The following is a 20,125-nucleotide window of genomic DNA, read 5'->3' as shown; positions in this document are numbered from 1 at the left end:
CGCCAAGCCAAGGTCCGGGCGGCCGCCCGGACCTTGGCTCAATCGCTCTAATCCCACGAAATCTCTCTCGTGTAGATACAAGGTGTCGAGCGAAGCTCGACGGAGTGGGGGTCGACCTTGCTCGCGGGGTTTGTGCCTGTCTTGCAGGCGGCGGCGCGTTTGACGAATGGCTTCCCCCACTCCGTCGCTGCTTTGCAGCGCCACCTCTCCCCCCTCCGGAGGGAGAGGAAAGGCGCCAAGTCAGCTTGCCGTCGCAGCGGCCTCTTCCGGCGGCGCAGCCAGATCGTCGCGCGCCTTGCGGGCCAGTTTGCGTGTCGAGCGTTTGGGACTGTCGCCGAACAGTTCGGCCGCCTCAGCCAGGCAGCTCTTCTTCAGCTGCTTCTCCGACCGTTTCAACAGCTTGCCCAGAAGTTTCGTGTCCTCGGGCAGCCCGAGCGGCTGGTCGTCGGCCTCGAGCAGGGCGCGCATCACCAGCACATCGTGCAGGTCGCCCAGCCGCTCGCCCAGTTCGTCGACCGCCTTGCGCCGGGCCTTGATCGGTGTCGGCCACAGCCTGCCGAGCAGCGACAGATGCATGCCGTGGGTCTTGGCGGCCTTGCGCAAATCGTGGAAATCATCGGCCGCGCCCCGCGATCCGGCCTTGTCGAGCGCCTTCCTGGCACGGCGCAGCGTGACGCGGGCACCTTCGGCAAGCACGTCGGCCGCCTGTTCCGGCTGGTCGGGCAAGGCCAGCGCTTCGATGCGTTTGAGGCCATCCTCGCAAGCGGCGGTCGCCGCGCCGATCGCCGCTTCGAGCCCGCTGCCTTCGTGCAGTTCATGCTGGCGCGCGATCAGCCTGTCGCGCGCAGCAGTAAGCCCATCGTCGGCGCTCTCCTTGGGAAAGCTCGCCGCCAGCCGGTCGATGGTCTCGATCAGCGCAGTCGCCTCGCGCGGACCGGCAAGCAGGCCGGCCACATTGCGATAGCACTGGTTCTCGGTCTCACAGAACGTTTCGTCGCCGGAACGAACAAGCCGCAGCAGGGCGCGGGCGCTCTTCAGCCGTTTGCGGCATTTGTGCAGCGCCTGTTCCGGCCGGCTCCGTGCGGCGTCAAGGTGATGCAGCGCCTTGCCGATTTCCTCGGCAAGGATACGCCTGACCTCGCCGGTCAGCGGCAGGCGCGGATCGATACGAAAGCTCATGCGGCGATCTCCGGTATCCCCCCAAGGGCGAGCGACGCGTTGTAGAACTTTGACTCGCCGGTGACTTCGCGGCCGAGCCAGTCAGGCAGCATATCGTCCGGCACGTCCTCCGGCGTCTCAAGTTCGGCGATCACAAGTCCCGCAAGCGGACCGCCAAAGACATCGATTTCGTAGAGATAGCCACGGTGCCTAACATGGTGACGTGTCTTCTCGATGACACGTCCGATGGCGAAGTCCAGCATCTCCACCGCCTCCGACAGCGGGATCGAATATTCGAATTCGTCGCGTTCGCGCGCCTTGCTGCCGAATTTGAGCGTCAGCCTGGCGGAAGTGCCATCGCTGATGCGAATGCGCACCGTGCGCTCGGGGCCGGCAGCGAGATAGAACTGAAGAATGCGGATATTGGCCTCGGCCAACTCCCGCCATGCGGTGCTGGTGACCAGGAATTTTCGTTCGACTTCCTTGCCCATGGCCGCGCACTAAAGCGGTTGCCGCTGCCCATGGCAAGACGGTGACATACACGGATCGACGTTCGTGAATTGACTTTAATCAATCGATTGATTAAACTCGCGAGATGATCGAGCAGCCCGATGCCAAAAACCTTCGCCGCGAAGCATCTCCCGCCGAGATGACGCGTGCGGCGCTTGTCCGCGCGGCGCTGAAACTGTTCGGGAGTCAGGGGTTTGACGGCACCTCGACGCGCGAGATCGCCGCCGAGGCGCGGGCCAATATCGGCTCGATCGCCTACCATTTCGGTGGCAAGGAGGGTCTTCGCGCCGCTGCCGCCGACTTTATCGTGGAGACCATCCAGGGTGTAGCCGGCCAGGCGCTCGGCAATGTACAGGCGCCTGCGCCGGGACCAGCCAATCCGGAGGCGGCGCAAACGCTGCTCTTCGCGGCGCTGGAGCGGATGGTCGGCTTTGTCGTGGCCAGCCCGCAGGCCGGCGAGATCGTGCAGTTCCTGTTGCGTGAGCTTTCGCATCCGACGGCAGCCCTCGACCGCATCTATGACGGCGTCTTCGAGCCGACGCATCGCCGGCTGTGCCAGCTCTGGGAACAGGCGACCGGCGAGCCCGCCGAAAGCGAGGCCACAAGGCTCACCGTGTTCACGCTGATTGGCCAGGTCATCTATTTCCGCATCGGCCGCGAGGCGGTGATGCGCCGCATGGGCTGGAAAGACATCGGCGCCGCCGAGGCGGCCAAGGTGGTGGCGGTCACATCGGGTAATCTCAAGGCCATATTGGCTTTCAGAAAGAGCAAAGCATGAAGGGGCAAAGACCATGAGCTTTCTGTGTTCGCTGCCGCTCGCCGCGCAGCTCTTCTCGGCCTGTGCCCCGGCTGCCCCGCTGGCCGTCGGCTATGTCGAAGGCGACTATGTGCTGCTGGCGCCGATCGAGGTGGCGCAGGTCGAGACCGTCACGGTGAAGCGCGGCGACCGTGTGGTGCCTGGCACGACCGTGGTGACGCTGGAAAGTGCCGATGCCAAGATCGCGGTTGCGCAGGCGCAGGCCGGCCTTGCCCAGGCCCAGGCGCAGTTGGCCGACCTGCAGATCGGCAAGCGGCCGGAAGAGATCGCCGTGCTGAAGGCCGAGGTCGACATGGCCAGCGCCCAGGCCGCCGACGCCAAGCGCAAATACGACCGCGCCGCCGATCTGTTCAAGCGCGGCGCCGGCACGCAGGCCGATTTCGACACCGCGTCGGCCACGCTCGAGACGGCCAATGCGCAGGTCGGCCAGGCCAATGCCAATCTCGCCGTCGGCGGCCTGCCGGCACGGCCCGAAACGATCAAGGCCGCCGACAATCAGGTCAAGCAGGCGCAGGCCGCGTTGGAGCAGGCGCAGTGGCGGCTGTCGAAACGGGTGCTGGCGGCGCCTTCGCCGGGCCGCGTCAACGATGTCATCCGCAATCCGGGCGACACATCAGGTCCGACCGCGCCGGTCATCTCGATCCTGCCCGACGGCGCGGTGAAGCTCAGCGTCTACATTCCAGAGAGCGCTTTCTCCTCGGTCAAGGTCGGCACCTTGCTCGGCGTCCATTGCGACGGCTGCGGCCCGGATGTGAAGGCGCGCGTCAGCTATGTCTCGCCGGATCCCGAGTTCACCCCGCCGGTGATCTACTCCCTGGAGAACCGGCAAAAGCTGGTCTACCTCGTCGAGGCGCGGCCGGAGGGCGATGCCGGCCCGCTGCAACCGGGCCAGATCGTCGATGTCGATCTGGCGGACAGCGCAAGATGAACGCCATCGACGTCCATGGCTTGGTCAAGCGTTTTGGCGACAAGACCGTCGTCGATCATGTGACGATGTCGGTCGCCGAGGGCGAGATCGTCGGCTTTCTCGGCCCCAACGGCTCGGGCAAGACCACCACCATCCGCATCATGTGCGGTCTGCTGACGCCGGACGAAGGCGAAGGCACGGTGCTCGGCTTCAACATCCGCACCGAGAGCCTGCGCATCAAGCGCGAAGTCGGCTACATGACGCAGAAATTCTCCTTCTACGAGGATCTGACGATCGGCGAGAATCTCGAATTCGTCGCGCGGCTCTACCGGCTGAAGCCGGTCGAAGAGCATGTGGCGCGCACGTTGGAGGACCTCGGCCTGACGTCGCGCCGCAACCAGCTGGCCGGCACCTTGTCGGGCGGCTGGAAGCAGCGGCTGGCGCTGGCCGCCTGCATCATGCACAAGCCGAAATTGCTGCTGCTCGACGAGCCTACGGCCGGTGTCGACCCGAAGGCTCGGCGCGAGTTCTGGGACGAGATCCATCGCCTCGCCAGCGGCGGGCTGACCGTGCTGGTCTCCACCCACTACATGGACGAAGCCGAGCGCTGCCACCGCATCAGCTACATCTCCTATGGCAAGATGCTGGCCACCGGCACTGTCGCCGAAGTGGTGAAAAATGCCGGGTTGACCACTTTCGTCCTCCAGGGCCCGCGGCTCGATCAGATCGCCGAAGCGCTGCAGGGCCGCGCCGGCGTCGACCAGGTGGCGCCGTTCGGCGCGACGCTGCATGTCGTCGGCTCTGACAAGAAGAAGCTCGAAGCCGCGCTCGCCGATGTCGAGAGAGAGCACAAGGGCGTGAAAGTTTCGCCCGGCGAAACCAGCCTCGAGGACGTCTTCATCCAGTTCATGTCCGGCTCGAAGGACAACATGGCATGAACAGCGTCTTTTCCTTCGCCCGGCTTGGCGCGCTGCTGATCAAGGAATTCATCCAGATGCGGCGCGACCGCATCACCTTCGCCATGATGCTGGGCGTCCCGCTGATACAGTTGGTGCTTTTCGGCTACGCCATCAACAACGATCCGAAAAGCCTGCCGGCAGCACTCGTGGCGACGAGCAACGATCCCTACACGCGTGCCATTGTCGCGGCGCTGCAGACCACCGGCTACTACCGTTTCGACCATGTCGCACAAAGTGCCGCCGAGGCCGAGTTCCTGATATCGCGCGGCGACGTCGCCTTCGTCGTCACCATCCCCGCCGATTTTGCCAGGAGGGTGGAGAGCGGCAACAACCCGCAGATACTCATCGAGGCGGACGCCACCGACCCGGCGGTGGCCAGCGGCGCCATCTCGACGCTCGGCACCGTCGCCAGTCAGGCGCTGCTGAGGGCGCAAGGCACGCAGGAAGCCGCCGCCGAGGCCGCCAAGGGTCAGCTCGATGTCGTCGTACACCGGCGCTACAATCCCGAAGGCATCTCGCAATACAACATCGTGCCCGGCCTGCTCGGCGTCATCCTGCAGATGACCATGGTGATGATGACCTCGATCGCGCTGACGCGCGAGACCGAGCGCGGCACGATGGAAAACCTGCTGGCGATGCCGTCCAGCCCGCTCGAGATCATGATGGGCAAGGTGCTGCCCTATCTGGCGGTCGGCGGCGTGCAGATGGTGGTGGTGCTGGCGGCGGCGAAGCTTCTGTTCGCCATCCCCTTCACCGGATCGATGTCGCTGCTCCTGACCGCCGTGCTGATCTTCGTGCTGGCGCTGGTGCTGCTCGGCTATACGATTTCGACCATCGCCCGCACGCAGATGCAGGCCCTGCAACTGACCTTCTTCTTCTTCCTGCCGTCGATCATGCTGTCGGGTTTTATGTTCCCCTATCGCGGCATGCCGGACTGGGCGCAAATCTTCGGCGAGATCTTCCCGCTGACGCATTTCCTGCGCATCACCCGCGCCGTGATGCTGAAGGGCGCCGAACTGCCGGCGGTGGCAGACGAGATCGGCTGGCTGGTGGTGTTCGTGGCCTTGTTTGCCGGCGTGGCACTGGTAAGGTTCAGGCGCACGCTGGATTAGGCGCCGCACGACCTCCACAGTTTTGGTACCAGCCTTTGCGGCGTCGTCATCCTATGGTCTGCGCTGCGTCGCTTCGCTCCTTGCTCCGCCCGTGGATGACGAAGGGAGAAATGCTTCCGCCAATCTCCATGGTTTGTAACTGCCACTAACCGTTGAGCGATTTCGGGCCGCTGACAAACACGCTTCCCTTGACATAGAATCGCAGCAGGCGGTCCGCATCCTTCGAAATGCCGATCCTGACGCTCTGTCCGATTTCGCCGGCCTCGTCACTATCGCGTGCCAGCCATAGCTGGCCTTTGCGGCAAAGATCGAGCCCGTCGAGCGAACGATCGATCCGCAACGCCTGGGCCAGCCTTCCCGGTCCTCGCGCCAGGTCGCGCAGGCGCTCGGTGCCGCGATTGACCCGCATGATCGCAATGCCCTCGAGCGGCTCGAGCGCCCTGATCAGCACGCCGGTTCCGACCCCTGGCATCTCGCTCGAGACATTGAGCATGTAGGAGATGCCGTAGGAGAGATAGACATAGGCATGCCCAGCGTCGAGAAACAGCGAACGGTTGCGCGGGGTCATCCCCCGGTAACCGTGTCCGGCGGCGTCACCGGTCACATAGGCCTCGGTCTCGACGATGCGGCCGCTGGCGATGCCTTCGGGCAGTTCGCGCACCACGATCTTGCCGATGAGGGTGCGGGCAAGGGATGCCGTATCGTCGGGCAGCTCGGAACGCGTGAGCGGGCGGTAGATGATCATGCTCAGCGCGGCGACGATTTGGCGGCGGGCGAGGAGTGATCCAAGGCGGAGCCTGTCGCCAGATACTCCATATCAGATCCCCTTAGACATCGCCGTCTCAAGCAGCCGCCATGATCCCGGCATAAGTGCCGAAATCGACATTGCCGCCGGACAGCACCACGGCAACGCATTTGCCCGACAGTTCGATCTCGCCCGATGACAGTGCTGCCAGCGCCACGCAGCCGCCGGGCTCGACCACCAGCTTGAGATAAGCCATGGCGTCGCGCATCGCCTGAGCCGCCGCCTGGTCCGAGACGGCGATGCCACCGGTGAGGTTCCTGCGGTTGATCTCGAAGGTGATCACGCCAGGCTCGGCGGTTAGCAGCGCGTCGCAGATCGAGGCGTAGCCGGGCTCGTTCGAAACCCTGGCACCGGCGGCCAGCGACCGGCGGGTGTCGTCGAAATGCTCGGGCTCCACAGCCCAGACCGCGGTGTCAGGCGAGGCGTCTTTGACCGCAATCGAAATGCCGCTGGTCAGGCCGCCGCCGCCGCAGGGAACGACCACCGCGTCGAGGTCGACGCCAAGTGTTTTTGCCTGGCGCATCAATTCGAGGCCGATCGTGCCCTGGCCGGCAATGATGGCCGGATCGTCGAAAGGCGGCACCAGCACCATGCCTCTCTCCATGTAAGGACGGATCACGGTCATGCGGTCGTCGCGAAAGCGGTCGAACGGGACCACCTCCGCGCCCATCTTGCGCACGTTGGCGATCTTCATCGCCGGCGCGTCCGAAGGCATGGCGATCACCGCCCTGACGCCGAACATCGCGGCCGAAGCGGCGACGCCTTGCGCATGATTGCCCGACGAGAAAGCGACGACACCTTGGCTGCGTTCCGCCTCGCCGAGCGACGACAGCTTGTTGTAGGCGCCGCGGAATTTGAACGAGCCGGTACGCTGCAGCGTCTCCGGCTTGAACAGGATGCGGCCGCCGAAGCGCTTGTTCAGCTCCTGCGATTCGAGCAACGGGGTTTCGACGATCAGGCCGGAGAGACGCGCGGCGGCGGCGTGGATGTCGGCGATGCCGGGAGGGGTGGTCATGGCGGGTCCTGCGGAAACATGTTGCCCTTCATGATGCCCGCAAAGGGAGGCGGCGCACCAATGAAAAAATGTGACCGTTACAAAGTTTGGCGGGTCATGAACGGCGCTTGCGCCGCCCCTCACCTGCCTGCCGGCATCCTCTCCCCGTATAGTGACGGGGAGAGGGGCCTTCATCAACGGTTTCGCCAATCACTAGCGTTGCAGGAAGAGTGCCGAGGTTGCGGCCGGCGTCTTTCTCCCCGTTCTACGGGGAGAAATGCCCGGCAGGGCAATGAGGGGCGGCGCCGAGATGGGCAGTTAACTCCCTACTTATCCGAGCAAAGTCCTCTGCCTCTTGCCCCCACCCAGCTTGCGCCAGTTGTTGAACCGGTGGCTGGCGGCGGCAAACGAGATCTTCATCTGCTGGGCGACCGAATAGCGCGACTTGCCCTCGTCGAACATGCGGTAGCAGCACTCGACGCCCTCCTCGGTCAGTTTGCCGTCCGGCGCCTTGTTGTGCGGGTTGGCGGGATCGAATTTCTCGACCTGCTGCTCGACCAGCCCCTTCAGGCGTTGCAGGTCGGCCTCGATGCTGGCGATGAGATCGAGAACGGGCTTGGGATCATAGGGGTGCGGAGGCTGTTTTGCCGTCATCTGCCGGTTCCTTGTTCTTGGCTTGAGTCCAGCAATATAGGTGAACATTCACTGATAATGAAGGGTCACCGCGGGCGCGGGGCTTCAACAATTCTTGACCGCGACCCAGCGCGCAATTGACCGAAGGCGTTCAAAACCCTAGTTTAGAACTATTCTAAACTAGGGTGAATTCCTCATGCTTTCCCGTGTTTTCGGCTTCGGCCGCCGCCCCTTCGAATCGCTCTCCGAACAGGAGATCCTGGCGCTGGCCATTTCCTCCGAGGAGGATGACGGACGCATCTACCGCGCCTATGCCGACGGCCTGACGGAAAACTTCCCGCAATCGGCAAAAGTGTTCGAGGAGATGGCCGAGGAAGAGGATGGCCATCGCGATGCGCTGATCGAGCTGTTCCGCAAACGGTTCGGCGAGCGCATACCGCTGATCCGGCGCGAACATGTGAAGGGCTATTACGAGCGCAAGCCCGACTGGCTGGTCCGGCCGCTCGGCATCGAGCACGTCCGCAGCCAGGCCGAGGCGATGGAGCGGCAAGCCTACCTTTTCTATGTCGAGGCGGCCAAGCGCACGGCGGATGCCTCGACGCGAAAACTGCTCGACGATCTGGCGGTGGCCGAACTGGGCCATGAGACCCTGGCGCAGCGTCTGGAGCAGAAACATGTGCCGGGCGAAGTGAAGGATGAAGAGACCGCCGCCGAGCAGCGCCAGTTCATCCTCACCTATGTGCAACCAGGGCTGGCCGGGCTGATGGACGGATCGGTGTCCACTCTGGCGCCGATCTTTGCCGCCGCCTTCGCCACGCATGACACCTGGCAGACGCTGTTGGTTGGGCTTGCCGCCTCGATCGGCGCCGGCATTTCGATGGGCTTCACCGAGGTCGCTTCCGACGACGGCAAGCTGTCGGGCCGCGGCTCGCCGATCAAGCGCGGTTTGACCGTCGGCATCATGACGACGTTGGGCGGTCTCGGACACGCGCTCCCCTATCTCATTCCGAGCTTCTGGACGGCGACGGGTGTCGCTGCAGTGGTGGTGTTCTTCGAACTGTGGGCGATCGCTTTTGTCCAGAACCGCTACATGCAGACGCCCTTCCTGCGTGCCGCCTTCCAGGTGGTGCTGGGCGGCGCCCTGGTGTTCGCGGCCGGCGTGCTGATCGGGAATGCGTAACCGCAAAGCGCCCCCTCACCCAGCCTCCGCTTCGCTCGGCTGACCTCTCCCCGAGGGGAGAGGAGACTACCAGCGCCGGCGCCAACTCTTCTCCCCTGGGGGAGAAGGTGGCCGCGAAGCGGCCGGATGAGGGGGCGACGGCGCGGCGATCGGCTACCACTCACCCATTCACCGCCCGGCTATCCCTAGGCGCCTCGTCCCTCTCCGTCAGCCCATAATCCCTCACCACATGGGCGATGCGCAGTCGGTAGCCGGCAAAGATGCCGCCACGACCGGCCTGCTGCGCCTGCCGGTGTTCTTCGGTGCTGCGCCAGGCCTTGACCGCTTCCTCGTCGCGCCAGAACGACAGCGACAGGACGCGGTTCGGATCGGCCAGGCTCTGGAAGCGCTCGATCGACAGAAAGCCGTCGATGCCGTCGAGCAGCGGCCGCAGATCGGCGGCGATGCTCAGATATGCATCGCGCCTGCCCGCCGCCGGCTCGACCTCGAAGATGACGGCAATCACGGCAGCACCAGTTTCGCGTGCGGGCCCGAGACGTGCTTCAGGAACATGCGGTCCTCCTTGAGGATGAATCTTTCACGCTTGGCAAACTCGTAGTTTGCCTTGCCGGCGGGATGGGCGGCAAGTCGCGCGCGGTAGGCCTCATAGGCCGCCAGGCTGTCGATGTTGTAGGCGGCATAGGCCGTTGTCGCCGAGCCTTCATGAGGCGCGTAATAACCGATCAAATCGGCGCCGCAGCGTGGAATGGCCTGGCCCCAGTTGCGGGCGTACTCCTCGAAGGCCGCCTTGCCGAACGGGTCGATCTCATAGCGGATGAAGCAAGTGATGGTCATTGTGGTCTCCTCGGGATTGCGTCAATAGTTCGAGCCGCATCGAAACGTCCTGCCGCCCGACCTGCTAGGGCTGCCAGAAGGATTTCGCGCATTCGCGGCGCACGTCTTGCCGTGTAAGGCCAAGATCGCGCAGCTGATGATCGTCGATCTCGGCAAGGTCGAGGCGCTGCAGATGACGGTCATACCAGCGGGCCAGCAGCCGCGAACGCAACCAGGTGACGAACGGGAACGATTGTCGGCTGGGGAGCGCCGAGGGGAAAGCGGTTCGTGCGGCCATCGTCGTCTCCTTGATCTCACCTGAGAATAGTGATTATCTGACAAGGATGCTTCGATGAGGAACGAACCATGCGCGAAGGACCAGACATCGCCCGCATCGCCAGCCTGGTCGGCGACCCGGCACGGGCAAACATGCTGAATGCCCTGATGGGCGGCACGGCGCTGACGGCGAGCGAGCTGGCGCTCGAGGCCGGCGTCTCGCTGCCGACCGCCAGCTCGCACCTGGGCAAACTGATGGAAGGTGGGCTGCTCACGGTGGCGAGCCAGGGCCGGCATCGCTATTACGGCCTCGCCGGACCGCAGGTGGCGGGCATGATCGAAGCCATCACAGGTGTCGCGGAAGCCGTCGGTCCAAAGCGTGTGCGCCCGGGTCCGCGCGATGGCGCCATGCGCGTGGCGCGCGTCTGCTACGATCACCTCGCTGGCGAGCAGGCGGTGACGATGCTCGATCGGCTCGTCGCCAAAAACGTGCTGGTCCGCGACGAACAGGAGATCAGGCTCGGTCCTTCGGCCGCATCGCATTTCGCAGCGATAGGCATCGACGTCTACACCAAGCCGCGACGGCCGGTGTGCCGCGCTTGCCTCGACTGGAGCGTGCGGCGCTCACACCTCGCCGGCACACTGGGCGCCGCCATCCTCGACAAGATCCTTGCCGAGAAATGGGCGCGCCGCGAGAAGGACAGCCGCGCGGTGATCTTCTCGCCGCCGGGTAGGCAGGCGTTTGAGAGGGTGTTTTTGACGTGAGACGTCGGCGGGACAACGCCCCCCTCTGCCCTGCCGGGCATCTCCCCCTCTTGGGGGAGATTGGCAGTTTCATCGTTTCGCTCACCTTACAGCGTTGATAGTTGGCGAAAGCGGTGGAGCGCATAATCTCCCCCTTGAGGAGGAGATGGCCGGCAGGCCAGAGGGGGGTACGCGAAGGATCGCTGCGTTGGCAAATTGCGGCGAACTCTACCCCCGCTTCAACACCTTCCCCTGCTTGAAAAACTCCTTCCACGGATCGGCTTTCGCCAATTGCTTCAGCGTCGTCTTGTCGCCGATCGGGAAAGCGTTCGGCGCCAAGCCGGCCTCGATCTCTGGCCAGGTCACCGGCATCGACACGGTGGCGCCCTTCTTGGCGCGCGACGAATAGGGCGCGACCGTCGTCGAGCCCCTGCCGTTGCGCAGATAGTCGACGAAGATCTTTCCGGTGCGCGCTTTTTTCGACAGCGTCGCCGTGTAGCGGTCGGGGGCACCCTGCTCCAGCGCCCTGGCGAAATCATGGGCGAAGGTTTTGACCTCCTCCCAATCCGCCGCTGGTCTCAGCGGCACCATGACGTGAAAGCCCTTGCCGCCCGACGTCTTGACGAAGTTCGGCAGCGACAGCTCGTCGAGCTTGCCCCTGATATCGAGTGCCGCCTCGCGGACCGCCTTCACGTCGACACCTTCATCGGGATCGAGATCGAAGATGATCTGGTCGGGCTTTTCGATCTCATCGATCGTGCACCCCCAAATGTGGATCTCGACCACGCCATACTGGACCAGTGCGGCAACACCATCGAAATCCCGGATGTACAGGATCTCCTCGCCGTCACTAGGGTCCTTCATGCGGGCGATCTTGTCGCTCATGCCGGCCGAGGCATGTTTCTGGAAGAAACGTTGGCCACCGACACCGTCCGGCGCCCGCACCAAGCTGAGCGGCCGGTTGACGACAAACTGTTCCATGCGCGGCCAAACCTGCGCGTAATGGTCCAGCAGGCCCCGCTTGGAGATGTTTTCGTCCGGCCACAGCAGCTTGTCGGGATGCGAGAGTTTTACCGTGGTCGTCATCGATCTAGCGGCTTTGCCACCCGGTGCCGGCTTGGCCGTGCTCTCGCCTGTCGATGGCTTGCCTGTCGACGCTTTGGGCTTTTCCTGCACGACTTCCTCCGCCGCCTTGTCCTCGCGCAATCCCTGGAACGAGGCGTGGCGTATTATACGGTCCGAGGTCCAGCTGCGAAACTCCACTTCGCCGACAAGCTCGGGCTTGACCCAGACCAGGCCCTTTCCCTTCGGCACGGCGGCGGAGAAGGGCGATGTTTTTGCCGTCAATGCATCGAGTTTTGCCTTCAGCTCATTGGCGCCCTTGCCCGAAAAACCGGTGCCGACGCGGCCGGCATAATGCAGCTTGCCGCCCTCATGGAAGCCGACGAGGATCGAGCGCAATCCGCGCCCGGTCTTGTCCGACGGCAGATAGCCGCCGATGACGAATTCCTGCCGCGCCGTGCATTTCGACTTCACCCAGGTCGGGCCTCGGCCGCTGCGATAGGGGGCATCGGCACGCTTTGAGACGACGCCTTCCAGGCCCATGCGGCAGGCATGCTCCAGCATGATCTTGCCAGGTTCGGAGAAATGGTCGCTGAAGCGGGCCGCGGGATTGTCGGACTGTTCGCCGAGCAGCTCCTGCAAGGCCTGCTTGCGCTCGACCAGCGGCTCGCGGCGCAAATCCCTTCCGTCGAGGCGCATCAGGTCGAACACGTAATAGACGAACCGATGCGTCCGCTTCGCCGACAGGTCCTGCTGCAGCAGCGCGAAAGACGAGACGCCGCTGTCGGCGAGCACGACCACCTCGCCATCGATGATGGCGTCGCTGCACTTCAGCCCGGCCAGCTCCGCGACGATCTCGCTGCCGAATTTCTTTGTCCAGTCGAGGCCGGTCCGGGTCAGCAGCCGCACATCGGTGCCGGCGATCTGCGCCTGCATGCGGTAGCCGTCGAACTTCACCTCATGCAGCCAGTCCTTGCCCGGCGGTGCATCGCGCTCCAGCGTGGCCAGCTGCGGCTCGATGAAGTCGAGGCGTTTGCCGGGTTTCGCTTTGCCGGCGGCCGGCTTGTTGGAATGCCATACTTTCGGCTTCTCACCCTTTGCGGACTTGCCCTCGCCGACCTCCTCGATGGTCAGGCCGGACTTCACCGATTCTGGCGCTTCCTTGAGGATGTCCTCGCCAGGACGCGCTGCGGCATCGTCCGACTTGATCAGCAGCCAGTTGTCGCGTTTTTCACCCGCACGCGGCTTCAGCCGCACCAGATGCCATGCCCCATGCAGCTTGTGGCCCTCAAGCTCAAAGCTGATATGGCCCTTCTTCATCGCCTTGGCCGGGTCGATCTCGGGGGTCCAGGTGCCCTCGTCCCAAACGATGACCGAACCGCCGCCATATTCGCCCTTGGGAATGGTGCCCTCGAACGGCGCATAGTCGATCGGGTGGTCCTCGACATGCACGGCGAGCCGCTTCTCATGCGGGTCGAGGCTCGGGCCGCGCGTCACCGCCCAGCTCCACAGCACGCCGTCATGCTCAAGCCGCAGGTCGTAATGCAGCCGCGTCGCGGCATGCTTGTGGATGACGAAGATGCCGCCGGCCTCGCCCTTCTTGGCCAGGGCAACCTTGCCGGCCGGTTCGGCGGTCTTCTTGAAATCGCGCTTGGAATGATATTGTTCGAGGCTGGCCATCCGTTGGGTTCCTCAGGCCGATTTGCGTTTGGGCGCGCTGCCTTTCGGCTTGGCGCGTTTGGCCGCCGGCTTGGCTTTCGCCGACGAAGGCTTTTTCGATGACCCGGAGTCCGACAGGCTCTTCTTCAGCGCGTCGAACAGATTGACGACATTGGAAGGTTTGGGCGCCGCTTTGGCCTTCGGCGCCCTGTGGCCGGCCTTCTTGGCGCGGATCAGCTCCAGCAGCGCCTCCTCGTATTTGTCGTCGAATTTCGAGGGGTCGAACTTCGTCTTCTTCTTGTCGATGATCAACTCGGCGAGGTCGGTCATCTCCTGATCGGTCTTCACGGACTCGATGTCGCCGAACACGGTTTCCGGTTGGCGCACCGTGTTGTCGTAGCGCAAGGTCGTCAGCACCATCCCTTTGCCGAGCGGCTCGATAACCACCGGCCGTTCGCGTCGGTAGAGCACGATACGCGCCAACCCGGCCATCTTCTTGCCCGCCATCGCATCCCGGATGACGGCGAACGCCTCTTCCGACACCTTGTCGGCCGGGGCGACATAATAGGGAGTATCGAGATAGATCTGCTGGATCGAAGCTTTGTCGACGAAACCGTCCAGCGCCATCGTGTGCGAGGATTCGATCTGTACCGCCTCGATCTCGTCCTCCTCGATATGGATGAAATCGCCATCGTCGAGTTCATAGCCCTTGACCTCCTCATCCTCCTCCAGCGGCTTGCCGGTTTCGGCATCGACATAGAGCCGCTTCACCGTGTTGCCGGTCTTGCGGTTGAGAATGCGAAACGAGACCCGCTCCGTGTGGGTGACGACATTGGTCAGTTCGACGGCACAGGTGACCAGCGATAGCTTCAGATAGCCCTTCCAGGCCGGACGCGGCGCCATGAGCTCTTCCCTTCCAGAACGAGATGAAGGTGAGAACGGACAGACCGCGCTCCAGTTCCGCGCTCACGCGCCGATCTGGATGCCGAGGGCCACCCGTGGCGTTCTGGCCGCCAGCACGGAAATTTCGCGAGCGCGGCAAAAGTTGAAACAGAACCGCGCACGGGCGACATTCAAACGAAACATATGTGATGCAAAAGTCACATTGACCGGAATGCCGACCAACTGCACCGAAAGACCCCGAATCAGCCGCATTCCAGCCACGAAGCGAGGCATTTTCGACCAGATATTAACATCACGTTCACCGACTATTCACGCCTCGACGCTATGATGACCGCAATTCGGAAGGGACATCCGAAAATCGGGACAGGGACCAGGGTAATGAACTTCCTCGCGCACCTCATCGGCTATGCCGCCGCAATCCGCGAATTCATCGCGCCGACTTATCGGCCCGAGCGCTATTACATGCGCGGCCCCGGCCCGGCCTGCGCCCGTCGCGGCAACTCGCTGGGCGCGCACTGATCATGGCTTTCGAAAATCGCCACGACAGCCGGATCTGCAGGCCCGCCGCCTCTACCCGCGCCACCACCTATCGCGCCGAGCGTCCCGCTCTCGCCGACAGGCGCCGTGCGACATCGCCACGGCTTTGATACCGACGCTGGCCGGCTTAGTGTCGTAGGACACGAGCAGCCGAGGCCAGCTTGACCGACCATTCCCAACCCAGTCGACCCAAGTCAAACCGTCCCTCCGGAACAACTCTCGACGCACGCTATCCATTGATCGTTTTCGATGGCGTCTGCGTGCTCTGTTCCGGCTTCGTGCGCATGGTGGTCAGGCTCGACCGCCAAGGCCGTTTCCGCTTCGCCACGGCGCAGTCGCCCTTCGGTGAAACGCTGTTCCGGAGGCATGGACTGCGCACGGACTCTTACGAAACCAATCTCGTCCTGATCGACGGCGTCGCCTTCACGCGGCTTGACAGCTTCGTCGCCGTCATGGCGGAACTCGGCTGGCCCTGGCGGGCGGCAAAAGCGCTGTTGCTGCTGCCGCGCCCGCTGCGTGATTGGCTCTACGATCGCATCGCCAAGAACCGCTACGCCCTGTTCGGCAGGAAGGACAGCTGCGAGATCCCCGCACCCGAGCTGCGGGAACGGTTCCTTGGCTAGAAAACGTGGGGAGCAGCGCGTGAAGCGTCTCATCTAACACCGACGGCTTCTGGCGGCTGCATTGTCCATTTGCGTTGCCAAGGTGGCTGTGATCGCTGCCCACATTGTTCGAAGCTGCCGAGGGTAGCCGCTTCCACGTTCCCGGCGAGATTTCTCATCTGCTCAGAAGGCCGATCACGCGTTATCGTGGTTGGCCGGTGCCATCCGGCCCGCATGGCTCAAGCACGATCGGTCTGCCTGCAGTCTTGCCGAGCTCCCTGCAGCCCTGAGCCGTGCACAGCGTCCACCCGTCACCGGTCGCGCCGGAGGCGGCCAGCACGACGCGCCGCTGCGGGCCGACATCAGGCGCATAGATCCACCAGCCGTCGCGCAGCACCGCGCCTTCCGGGGGCTCCATGCCGGCACCCGAACCCTCGATCCGGGCTTCGACCACCTGCAGGCCGGAAGGCGTGATCTTCCAGTCCTCCTCCCACCGCGTCCGTTCCACCGAATGCGTCCAGGACAGCGTGAAGGCGGCAACGGAGAGCGTCACCGTCTTGCCGGCGGCCAGGATGCACAGGCTCATGCTTTGGCGGCCTGCCGTGAGCGAAAATAGTGCCAGCCGATCCAGGCCAGCGCCAGCACCCAGCCGGCCTCGTCGGTGAGCGGCACCGCAGCGACCAGAAGCACGCCGGCCGCGAAGGCGATGAGCCGTTCCCACAACGCCATGCGGCGGGCGAGAAAGCCGACGGCGGCGGCACCCCACAACACGATGCCCATGCACGCCTTGGCGACGATGTATGCGACCTCGACGGGATAGCCGAACTGGGCGGCGATTGGCCCGGCGTCCTGCAGCATCAGCGCCGGCGTATAGACCGCCATGAACGGCACGACGAAGCCGGCAATGGCGAGCTTGGTCGCCTGGATGCCGATCTTGAGGCCGCTTTCCCTAGCCATCGGTGCGGCGGCAAACGCGGCCAGCGCCACCGGCGGCGTCAGATCGGCCATGATGCCGAAATAGAACACGAACATGTGGCTGACCAGCAGCGGCACGCCGAGTTCCAGCAGCGCCGGCCCGGCCAGCGACGAGGTGATGATGTAGTTGGGGATGGTCGGGATGCCCATGCCGAGCACCAGGCAGGTGACCATGGTCAACACCAGCGACAGGAACAGATTGTCCTGGCCGATCGAGATGATCCAGCCGATGAAGGTCGAGGCGATGCCGGTGAGCGTCAGCGTGCCGATGACGATGCCGACGATGGCGCAGGCAATGCCGACCGGCAGCGCGTTCTTGGCGCCTTCGGCAAGCGAGTCGACGCAGATTTGCAACGTCTCGCGGCCGCCCTTGAACGTGAAGCAGGCGACGACCAGTGCGGCGATCACCAGGCCGAGGAGGTTGACGCCGAACTTCATGAACGAAGCGGCGGCAAGCCCGAGCGCGATCCAGAAGACGATGCGGAAGGCGAGCGGTCCGATCGCCGCCGCCAGCGGCGTGCCGAGGATGAGCACGATGGTCAGCGCCAGGCCCATCGTGCCGGCGAAGATCGGCGTGTAGCCGGCCAACAGCAGATAGATCAGCGCTGCCAGCGGCAGCACCAGCGGCCAGTGTTGCCGCACCGCGTCCCACGGGTTGGGCAGCTCGGCCTTGGCCATGCCGTGCAGGCCGGCCTTGCCGGCTTCCAGATGCACCTGCCAGAAGCAGGCGCCGAAATAGAGCAGCGCCGGGATGATCGCCGCCTTGACCACTTCGGCATAAGGCACGTTCAGCGTCTCGGCCATGATGAAGGCGACCGCGCCCATCACCGGCGGCATGATCTGGCCGCCCATCGAGGAGGTCGCCTCGACGGCGCCGGCAAAGGCCGAGCGGAAGCCGAAGCGCTTCATCAGCGGGATGGTGAACTGGCCGCTGGCCACCACATTGGCGACGCCCGAGCCGGAAATGGTGCCCATCAGCGCCGACGACAGCACGCAGACCTGCGCCGGGCCGCCGCGCCATGTGCCGACAAGGCCCAGCGCGAAATCGTTGAACAGCGCGATCATGCCGGCACGTTCGAGGAAGGCGGCAAAGACGACGAAGATGAAGATGTAGGCGGCCGAGACATAGATCGGCGTGCCGTAGATGCCTTCGGTGCCGTAGGCGAAGGTGTCGACCAGCTGGGCGAAATCATAGCCGCGATGGATGAGCGGCGGCGGCAGATGGTTGCCGAAAAAGCAGTAAGCGAGAAAGATGAAGGCGATGACCGCCAGCGGCAGGCCCATCAGCCGCCGCGCCGCCTCGAAGACCAGCACCACCAGCACAGCGCCGACGATCAGGTCCGGCGTGGTCAGGAAGCCGGAGCGCCGGATGAGGTCGGTGTAGAACACCCAATTGTAGAGGCCGGTGCCGAAACCGAGCACGCCGAGCGTCCAGAACGCGGCTTTGGCCGGCATGCTTTTGGCGCGCAGATTGGCGATCAGGCCGAAGCCGAGCAGCAGCAGGAAGCCGACATGCATGGCCCGCACCACCTGGCTCGGAATGCTGCCATAGGCGGCGACATAGATCTGGAACACGGAAAAGGCGACAGCGATGAGAAAAGCGGCCTTGCCTGCAAGGCCGTCGCCGAAGCCCGGCGGCAGCCCTTCAACCTGCTCTTCGACGGCAGGGAGATGGAAGGTGGCGGATTTGCCGTCGGTTATTTCGCTCATCCGACGCACTTCAAAACAAGCGAATTGTGGCCTGGCGAGTACATCTCAGATAGCCGAGCCACCCACTCTACTTCAGCAACCCCTTCTCCTTGTAATAACGCTCGGCACCGGGGTGCAGCGGCACCGGCATGCCGTCGAGCGCCTTGGCCGGGTCGATCGCCTTGGCAGCGGCATGCGCCGCGGCAAGCTGGTCGAGATGGTCGAATATCAGCTTGGTCAACTGGTAGGCGGTCTCGTCGGAGACATCGGCGCGGGTGATGAGGAAATTGCCGACGGCGGCGGTCGCGACATCCTCGCTCTGGCCCTCATAGGTGCCCTTGGGAATGACCACCGAAAGATAGGGCGAGCCGATTTTGGCGACATCCTCGGCCGGCACCGCCACGACATTGATCGGCACCGAGGTGGCGAGGTCGCGGATCGAGGCGACGCCGAGCCCGGCCGATTGCAGCGTGGCGTCGAGCTGCCGGTTCTTGATCAGCTCGACCGATTCGGCGAAGGGCAGATACTCGACCCGGCCGAGATCCTCATATTTCAGCCCGGCGGCGGCGAAGATGGCGCGGGCGTTGAGCTCGGTGCCGGACGCAGGCGCGCCGACCGACAGGCTCTTGCCCTTGAGGTCGGCCAGCGTCTTGATGCCGGACTCCTGGCTGGCGACGATCTGGATATAATTGGGATAGATGGCGGCGATGCCGCGCAATTTATCGAGCTTGCCAGGGAAACCGGCCTCGGCATTGCCTTCGGCGGCCAGCTTGACGGAATCGCCCAGCGCAAAGGCGATCTCGCCCTTGCCTTGCTGCAACAGATTGAGGTTTTCGACCGAAGCCTTTGTCGCCTGTACCTGGGTGCGGGCGCCTTCGATGCCCTTGCCGTAGATTTCCGACAGCGCCACGCCGAGCGGATAATAGACGCCGGATGTGCCGCCGGTCAGCACATTGATGAATTCCTGCGCCCTGGCTGAGATGGTGCCCAAGCCAAGCGAGAGCGCCACGGCGCCGGCTGCAACGAATTTCGTTCTGAAATTGAACATCGGATCTCCTCCCTGAAAATATCGACGACCGCACCGCCTCCTAGATGCGAACCGGGGCGAGTTTAGACAGCGAGCCGCAAATGCCAACCCGCAATTGTGCTCGTTAGACGAACGGTTGAGGGATCAGGAAACAGATGGCGGCTTGCACAAAAAGCCATCGGGGCCGAAAGTTTTTTGAGCAGCCTGTCGAAATCGGCCACTGCCGCGCGACATACGTCCGGCCTCGCAAGGACGCGGCCTTCGCAAAACGGGAGAAGACCATGCGATACATGATTTTGATCAATAGCGACGAAGCCGCATTGGCGAACACGCCGATCGAGAAGGCCCAGCAGATGAGCGCGGCCTATGGCGCCTATACCGAAGCGTTGAAGAAATCCGGTGCGTGGCTGGCTGGCGAAAGGCTGCGCCCGACCCAGGCCACCACCTCGGTGCGGATCGCTGACGGCAAGACCAACGTGATCGACGGCCCCTATGCCGACACCAAGGAGCAGCTTGCCGGCTTCTACATGATCGAGGCGGCTGACATCGATACAGCCATCGAATGGGCGGCACGCTGTCCGGCAGCCAGCACCGGCACGGTCGAATTGCGGCCGATCTGGGAAATGGCCGACTACATGCCCAAGAAATGACGGTGATGGACAGTCGCCCGGACATCGCCCGGGGGGGGCCCCCGGGCGGGCCGCGGCCCAGCGACCGCGCGGCGGGGGGCCGGGGACCGGGCCCCCCCCCGGCCGGGCGGGCC

Annotated in this window: 23 protein-coding genes; 9 read left to right on the top strand and 14 right to left on the bottom strand. The window is 64.1% G+C overall.

The annotated features are described in order from the left end of the window. Positions 1-240: 240 nt before the first annotated feature. Together NKJ37_RS31160 and NKJ37_RS31155 are read right to left on the bottom strand one after the other, a co-directional pair. A complete protein-coding gene (locus tag NKJ37_RS31160) occupies positions 241-1,179 on the bottom strand; it encodes a CHAD domain-containing protein (RefSeq protein WP_352443165.1) in 939 nt (312 codons plus the stop codon). Then, entirely contained in the window at positions 1,176-1,649 is a 474-nt protein-coding gene (locus tag NKJ37_RS31155; protein WP_352776358.1) for a CYTH domain-containing protein, read from the bottom strand. Before NKJ37_RS31155 ends, NKJ37_RS31160 begins: the two co-directional genes overlap by 4 nt. Positions 1,650-1,753: 104 nt before the next feature. On the opposite strand from NKJ37_RS31155, the gene NKJ37_RS31150 reads away from it, so the two are divergent. From NKJ37_RS31150 to NKJ37_RS31135, 4 genes are read left to right on the top strand one after another with little or no spacing between them, the layout of a single operon-like run. Further along, positions 1,754-2,446: a CerR family C-terminal domain-containing protein gene (locus NKJ37_RS31150; RefSeq protein WP_352443167.1), complete on the top strand. Its 693-nt coding sequence runs from the start codon at positions 1,754-1,756 to the stop codon at positions 2,444-2,446. Between the two features lie 13 nt (positions 2,447-2,459). After that, a complete protein-coding gene (locus NKJ37_RS31145) occupies positions 2,460-3,413 on the top strand; it encodes an HlyD family secretion protein (RefSeq protein ID WP_023813487.1) in 954 nt (317 codons plus the stop codon). Then, positions 3,410-4,330 carry an ABC transporter ATP-binding protein gene (locus NKJ37_RS31140; protein WP_023813488.1) on the top strand — a complete coding sequence of 307 codons (921 nt, stop codon included), beginning with the start codon at positions 3,410-3,412 and terminating at the stop codon, positions 4,328-4,330. The genes NKJ37_RS31145 and NKJ37_RS31140 overlap by 4 nt, the downstream gene beginning before the upstream one ends. Continuing rightward, positions 4,327-5,463 carry an ABC transporter permease gene (locus NKJ37_RS31135; RefSeq protein ID WP_023813489.1) on the top strand — a complete coding sequence of 379 codons (1,137 nt, stop codon included), beginning with the start codon at positions 4,327-4,329 and terminating at the stop codon, positions 5,461-5,463. The genes NKJ37_RS31140 and NKJ37_RS31135 overlap by 4 nt, the downstream gene beginning before the upstream one ends. A 145-nt stretch (positions 5,464-5,608) precedes the next feature. On the opposite strand, the gene NKJ37_RS31130 is transcribed toward NKJ37_RS31135, so the two are convergent. The 3 genes from NKJ37_RS31130 to NKJ37_RS31120 all read right to left on the bottom strand — a co-directional run bounded on the left by NKJ37_RS31130 (position 5,609) and on the right by NKJ37_RS31120 (position 7,916). After that, on the bottom strand, positions 5,609-6,208 hold the full coding sequence (locus tag NKJ37_RS31130; RefSeq protein WP_023813490.1) for a DNA-3-methyladenine glycosylase: 600 nt from the start codon (positions 6,206-6,208) through the stop codon (positions 5,609-5,611). 97 nt (positions 6,209-6,305) lie between these two features. Next, positions 6,306-7,283, bottom strand: coding sequence for a threonine/serine dehydratase family protein (locus NKJ37_RS31125; RefSeq protein WP_023813491.1), 978 nt, complete (start codon positions 7,281-7,283; stop codon positions 6,306-6,308). Positions 7,284-7,592: 309 nt separating this feature from the next. Then, a complete protein-coding gene (locus NKJ37_RS31120) occupies positions 7,593-7,916 on the bottom strand; it encodes a hypothetical protein (RefSeq protein ID WP_023813492.1) in 324 nt (107 codons plus the stop codon). A gap of 175 nt (positions 7,917-8,091) precedes the next feature. On the opposite strand from NKJ37_RS31120, the gene mbfA reads away from it, so the two are divergent. Then, entirely contained in the window at positions 8,092-9,075 is a 984-nt protein-coding gene (gene mbfA, locus NKJ37_RS31115; protein ID WP_023813493.1) for an iron exporter MbfA, read from the top strand. A 160-nt stretch (positions 9,076-9,235) separates the two neighbouring features. On the opposite strand, the gene NKJ37_RS31110 is transcribed toward mbfA, so the two are convergent. The 3 genes from NKJ37_RS31110 to NKJ37_RS31100 form a co-directional block, all read right to left on the bottom strand. Continuing rightward, positions 9,236-9,580 (bottom strand): antibiotic biosynthesis monooxygenase family protein, encoded by a 345-nt coding sequence (locus NKJ37_RS31110; RefSeq protein WP_023813494.1) that lies wholly within the window; start codon positions 9,578-9,580, stop codon positions 9,236-9,238. Next, positions 9,577-9,909 (bottom strand): NIPSNAP family protein, encoded by a 333-nt coding sequence (locus NKJ37_RS31105; protein WP_023813495.1) that lies wholly within the window; start codon positions 9,907-9,909, stop codon positions 9,577-9,579. The genes NKJ37_RS31110 and NKJ37_RS31105 overlap by 4 nt, the downstream gene beginning before the upstream one ends. Before the next feature lie 64 nt (positions 9,910-9,973). Further along, entirely contained in the window at positions 9,974-10,186 is a 213-nt protein-coding gene (locus NKJ37_RS31100) for a DUF1127 domain-containing protein (protein WP_023813496.1), read from the bottom strand. A gap of 68 nt (positions 10,187-10,254) precedes the next feature. Between NKJ37_RS31100 and NKJ37_RS31095 the strand changes: the two genes are divergently transcribed. Further along, positions 10,255-10,929: an ArsR/SmtB family transcription factor gene (locus tag NKJ37_RS31095; RefSeq protein ID WP_023813497.1), complete on the top strand. Its 675-nt coding sequence runs from the start codon at positions 10,255-10,257 to the stop codon at positions 10,927-10,929. 207 nt (positions 10,930-11,136) lie between these two features. Here the strand turns inward: NKJ37_RS31095 and ligD are convergent, their stop codons facing one another. From ligD to NKJ37_RS31080, 3 genes are all read right to left on the bottom strand, one after another. Beyond that, positions 11,137-13,650: a DNA ligase D gene (gene ligD, locus NKJ37_RS31090; RefSeq protein WP_023813498.1), complete on the bottom strand. Its 2,514-nt coding sequence runs from the start codon at positions 13,648-13,650 to the stop codon at positions 11,137-11,139. A 12-nt stretch (positions 13,651-13,662) separates the two neighbouring features. Beyond that, positions 13,663-14,532: a non-homologous end joining protein Ku gene (gene ku / locus NKJ37_RS31085; RefSeq protein WP_128305295.1), complete on the bottom strand. Its 870-nt coding sequence runs from the start codon at positions 14,530-14,532 to the stop codon at positions 13,663-13,665. A 63-nt stretch (positions 14,533-14,595) separates the two neighbouring features. After that, positions 14,596-14,760: a hypothetical protein gene (locus NKJ37_RS31080; RefSeq protein WP_164893053.1), complete on the bottom strand. Its 165-nt coding sequence runs from the start codon at positions 14,758-14,760 to the stop codon at positions 14,596-14,598. A gap of 150 nt (positions 14,761-14,910) precedes the next feature. Between NKJ37_RS31080 and NKJ37_RS31075 the strand changes: the two genes are divergently transcribed. Both NKJ37_RS31075 and NKJ37_RS31070 read left to right on the top strand, forming a co-directional pair. After that, entirely contained in the window at positions 14,911-15,051 is a 141-nt protein-coding gene (locus NKJ37_RS31075; RefSeq protein WP_023813501.1) for a hypothetical protein, read from the top strand. Between the two features lie 179 nt (positions 15,052-15,230). Beyond that, positions 15,231-15,692, top strand: a complete 462-nt coding sequence (locus NKJ37_RS31070) for a DCC1-like thiol-disulfide oxidoreductase family protein (protein WP_031213673.1) — start codon at positions 15,231-15,233, stop codon at positions 15,690-15,692. Between the two features lie 181 nt (positions 15,693-15,873). Here NKJ37_RS31070 and NKJ37_RS31065 read toward each other — a convergent pair whose 3' ends face one another. From NKJ37_RS31065 to NKJ37_RS31055, 3 genes are all read right to left on the bottom strand, one after another. After that, positions 15,874-16,257 (bottom strand): DUF1850 domain-containing protein, encoded by a 384-nt coding sequence (locus NKJ37_RS31065; protein WP_352443170.1) that lies wholly within the window; start codon positions 16,255-16,257, stop codon positions 15,874-15,876. Further along, positions 16,254-18,356, bottom strand: coding sequence for a TRAP transporter permease (locus NKJ37_RS31060; protein ID WP_352443171.1), 2,103 nt, complete (start codon positions 18,354-18,356; stop codon positions 16,254-16,256). Before NKJ37_RS31060 ends, NKJ37_RS31065 begins: the two co-directional genes overlap by 4 nt. Positions 18,357-18,423: 67 nt before the next feature. Next, positions 18,424-19,383 carry a TAXI family TRAP transporter solute-binding subunit gene (locus tag NKJ37_RS31055; protein WP_352758931.1) on the bottom strand — a complete coding sequence of 320 codons (960 nt, stop codon included), beginning with the start codon at positions 19,381-19,383 and terminating at the stop codon, positions 18,424-18,426. Between the two features lie 260 nt (positions 19,384-19,643). On the opposite strand from NKJ37_RS31055, the gene NKJ37_RS31050 reads away from it, so the two are divergent. Then, positions 19,644-20,012: a YciI family protein gene (locus NKJ37_RS31050; RefSeq protein ID WP_031213674.1), complete on the top strand. Its 369-nt coding sequence runs from the start codon at positions 19,644-19,646 to the stop codon at positions 20,010-20,012. The last annotated feature ends 113 nt before the right edge of the window (positions 20,013-20,125 follow it).

It is taken from the genome of Mesorhizobium sp. M0140 (assembly GCF_040322475.1).
GTDB lineage: Bacteria > Pseudomonadota > Alphaproteobacteria > Rhizobiales > Rhizobiaceae > Mesorhizobium.
The sequence above is the reverse complement of the archived record's forward strand: the minus strand, read 5'-3'. Positions and strand labels throughout refer to the sequence as shown.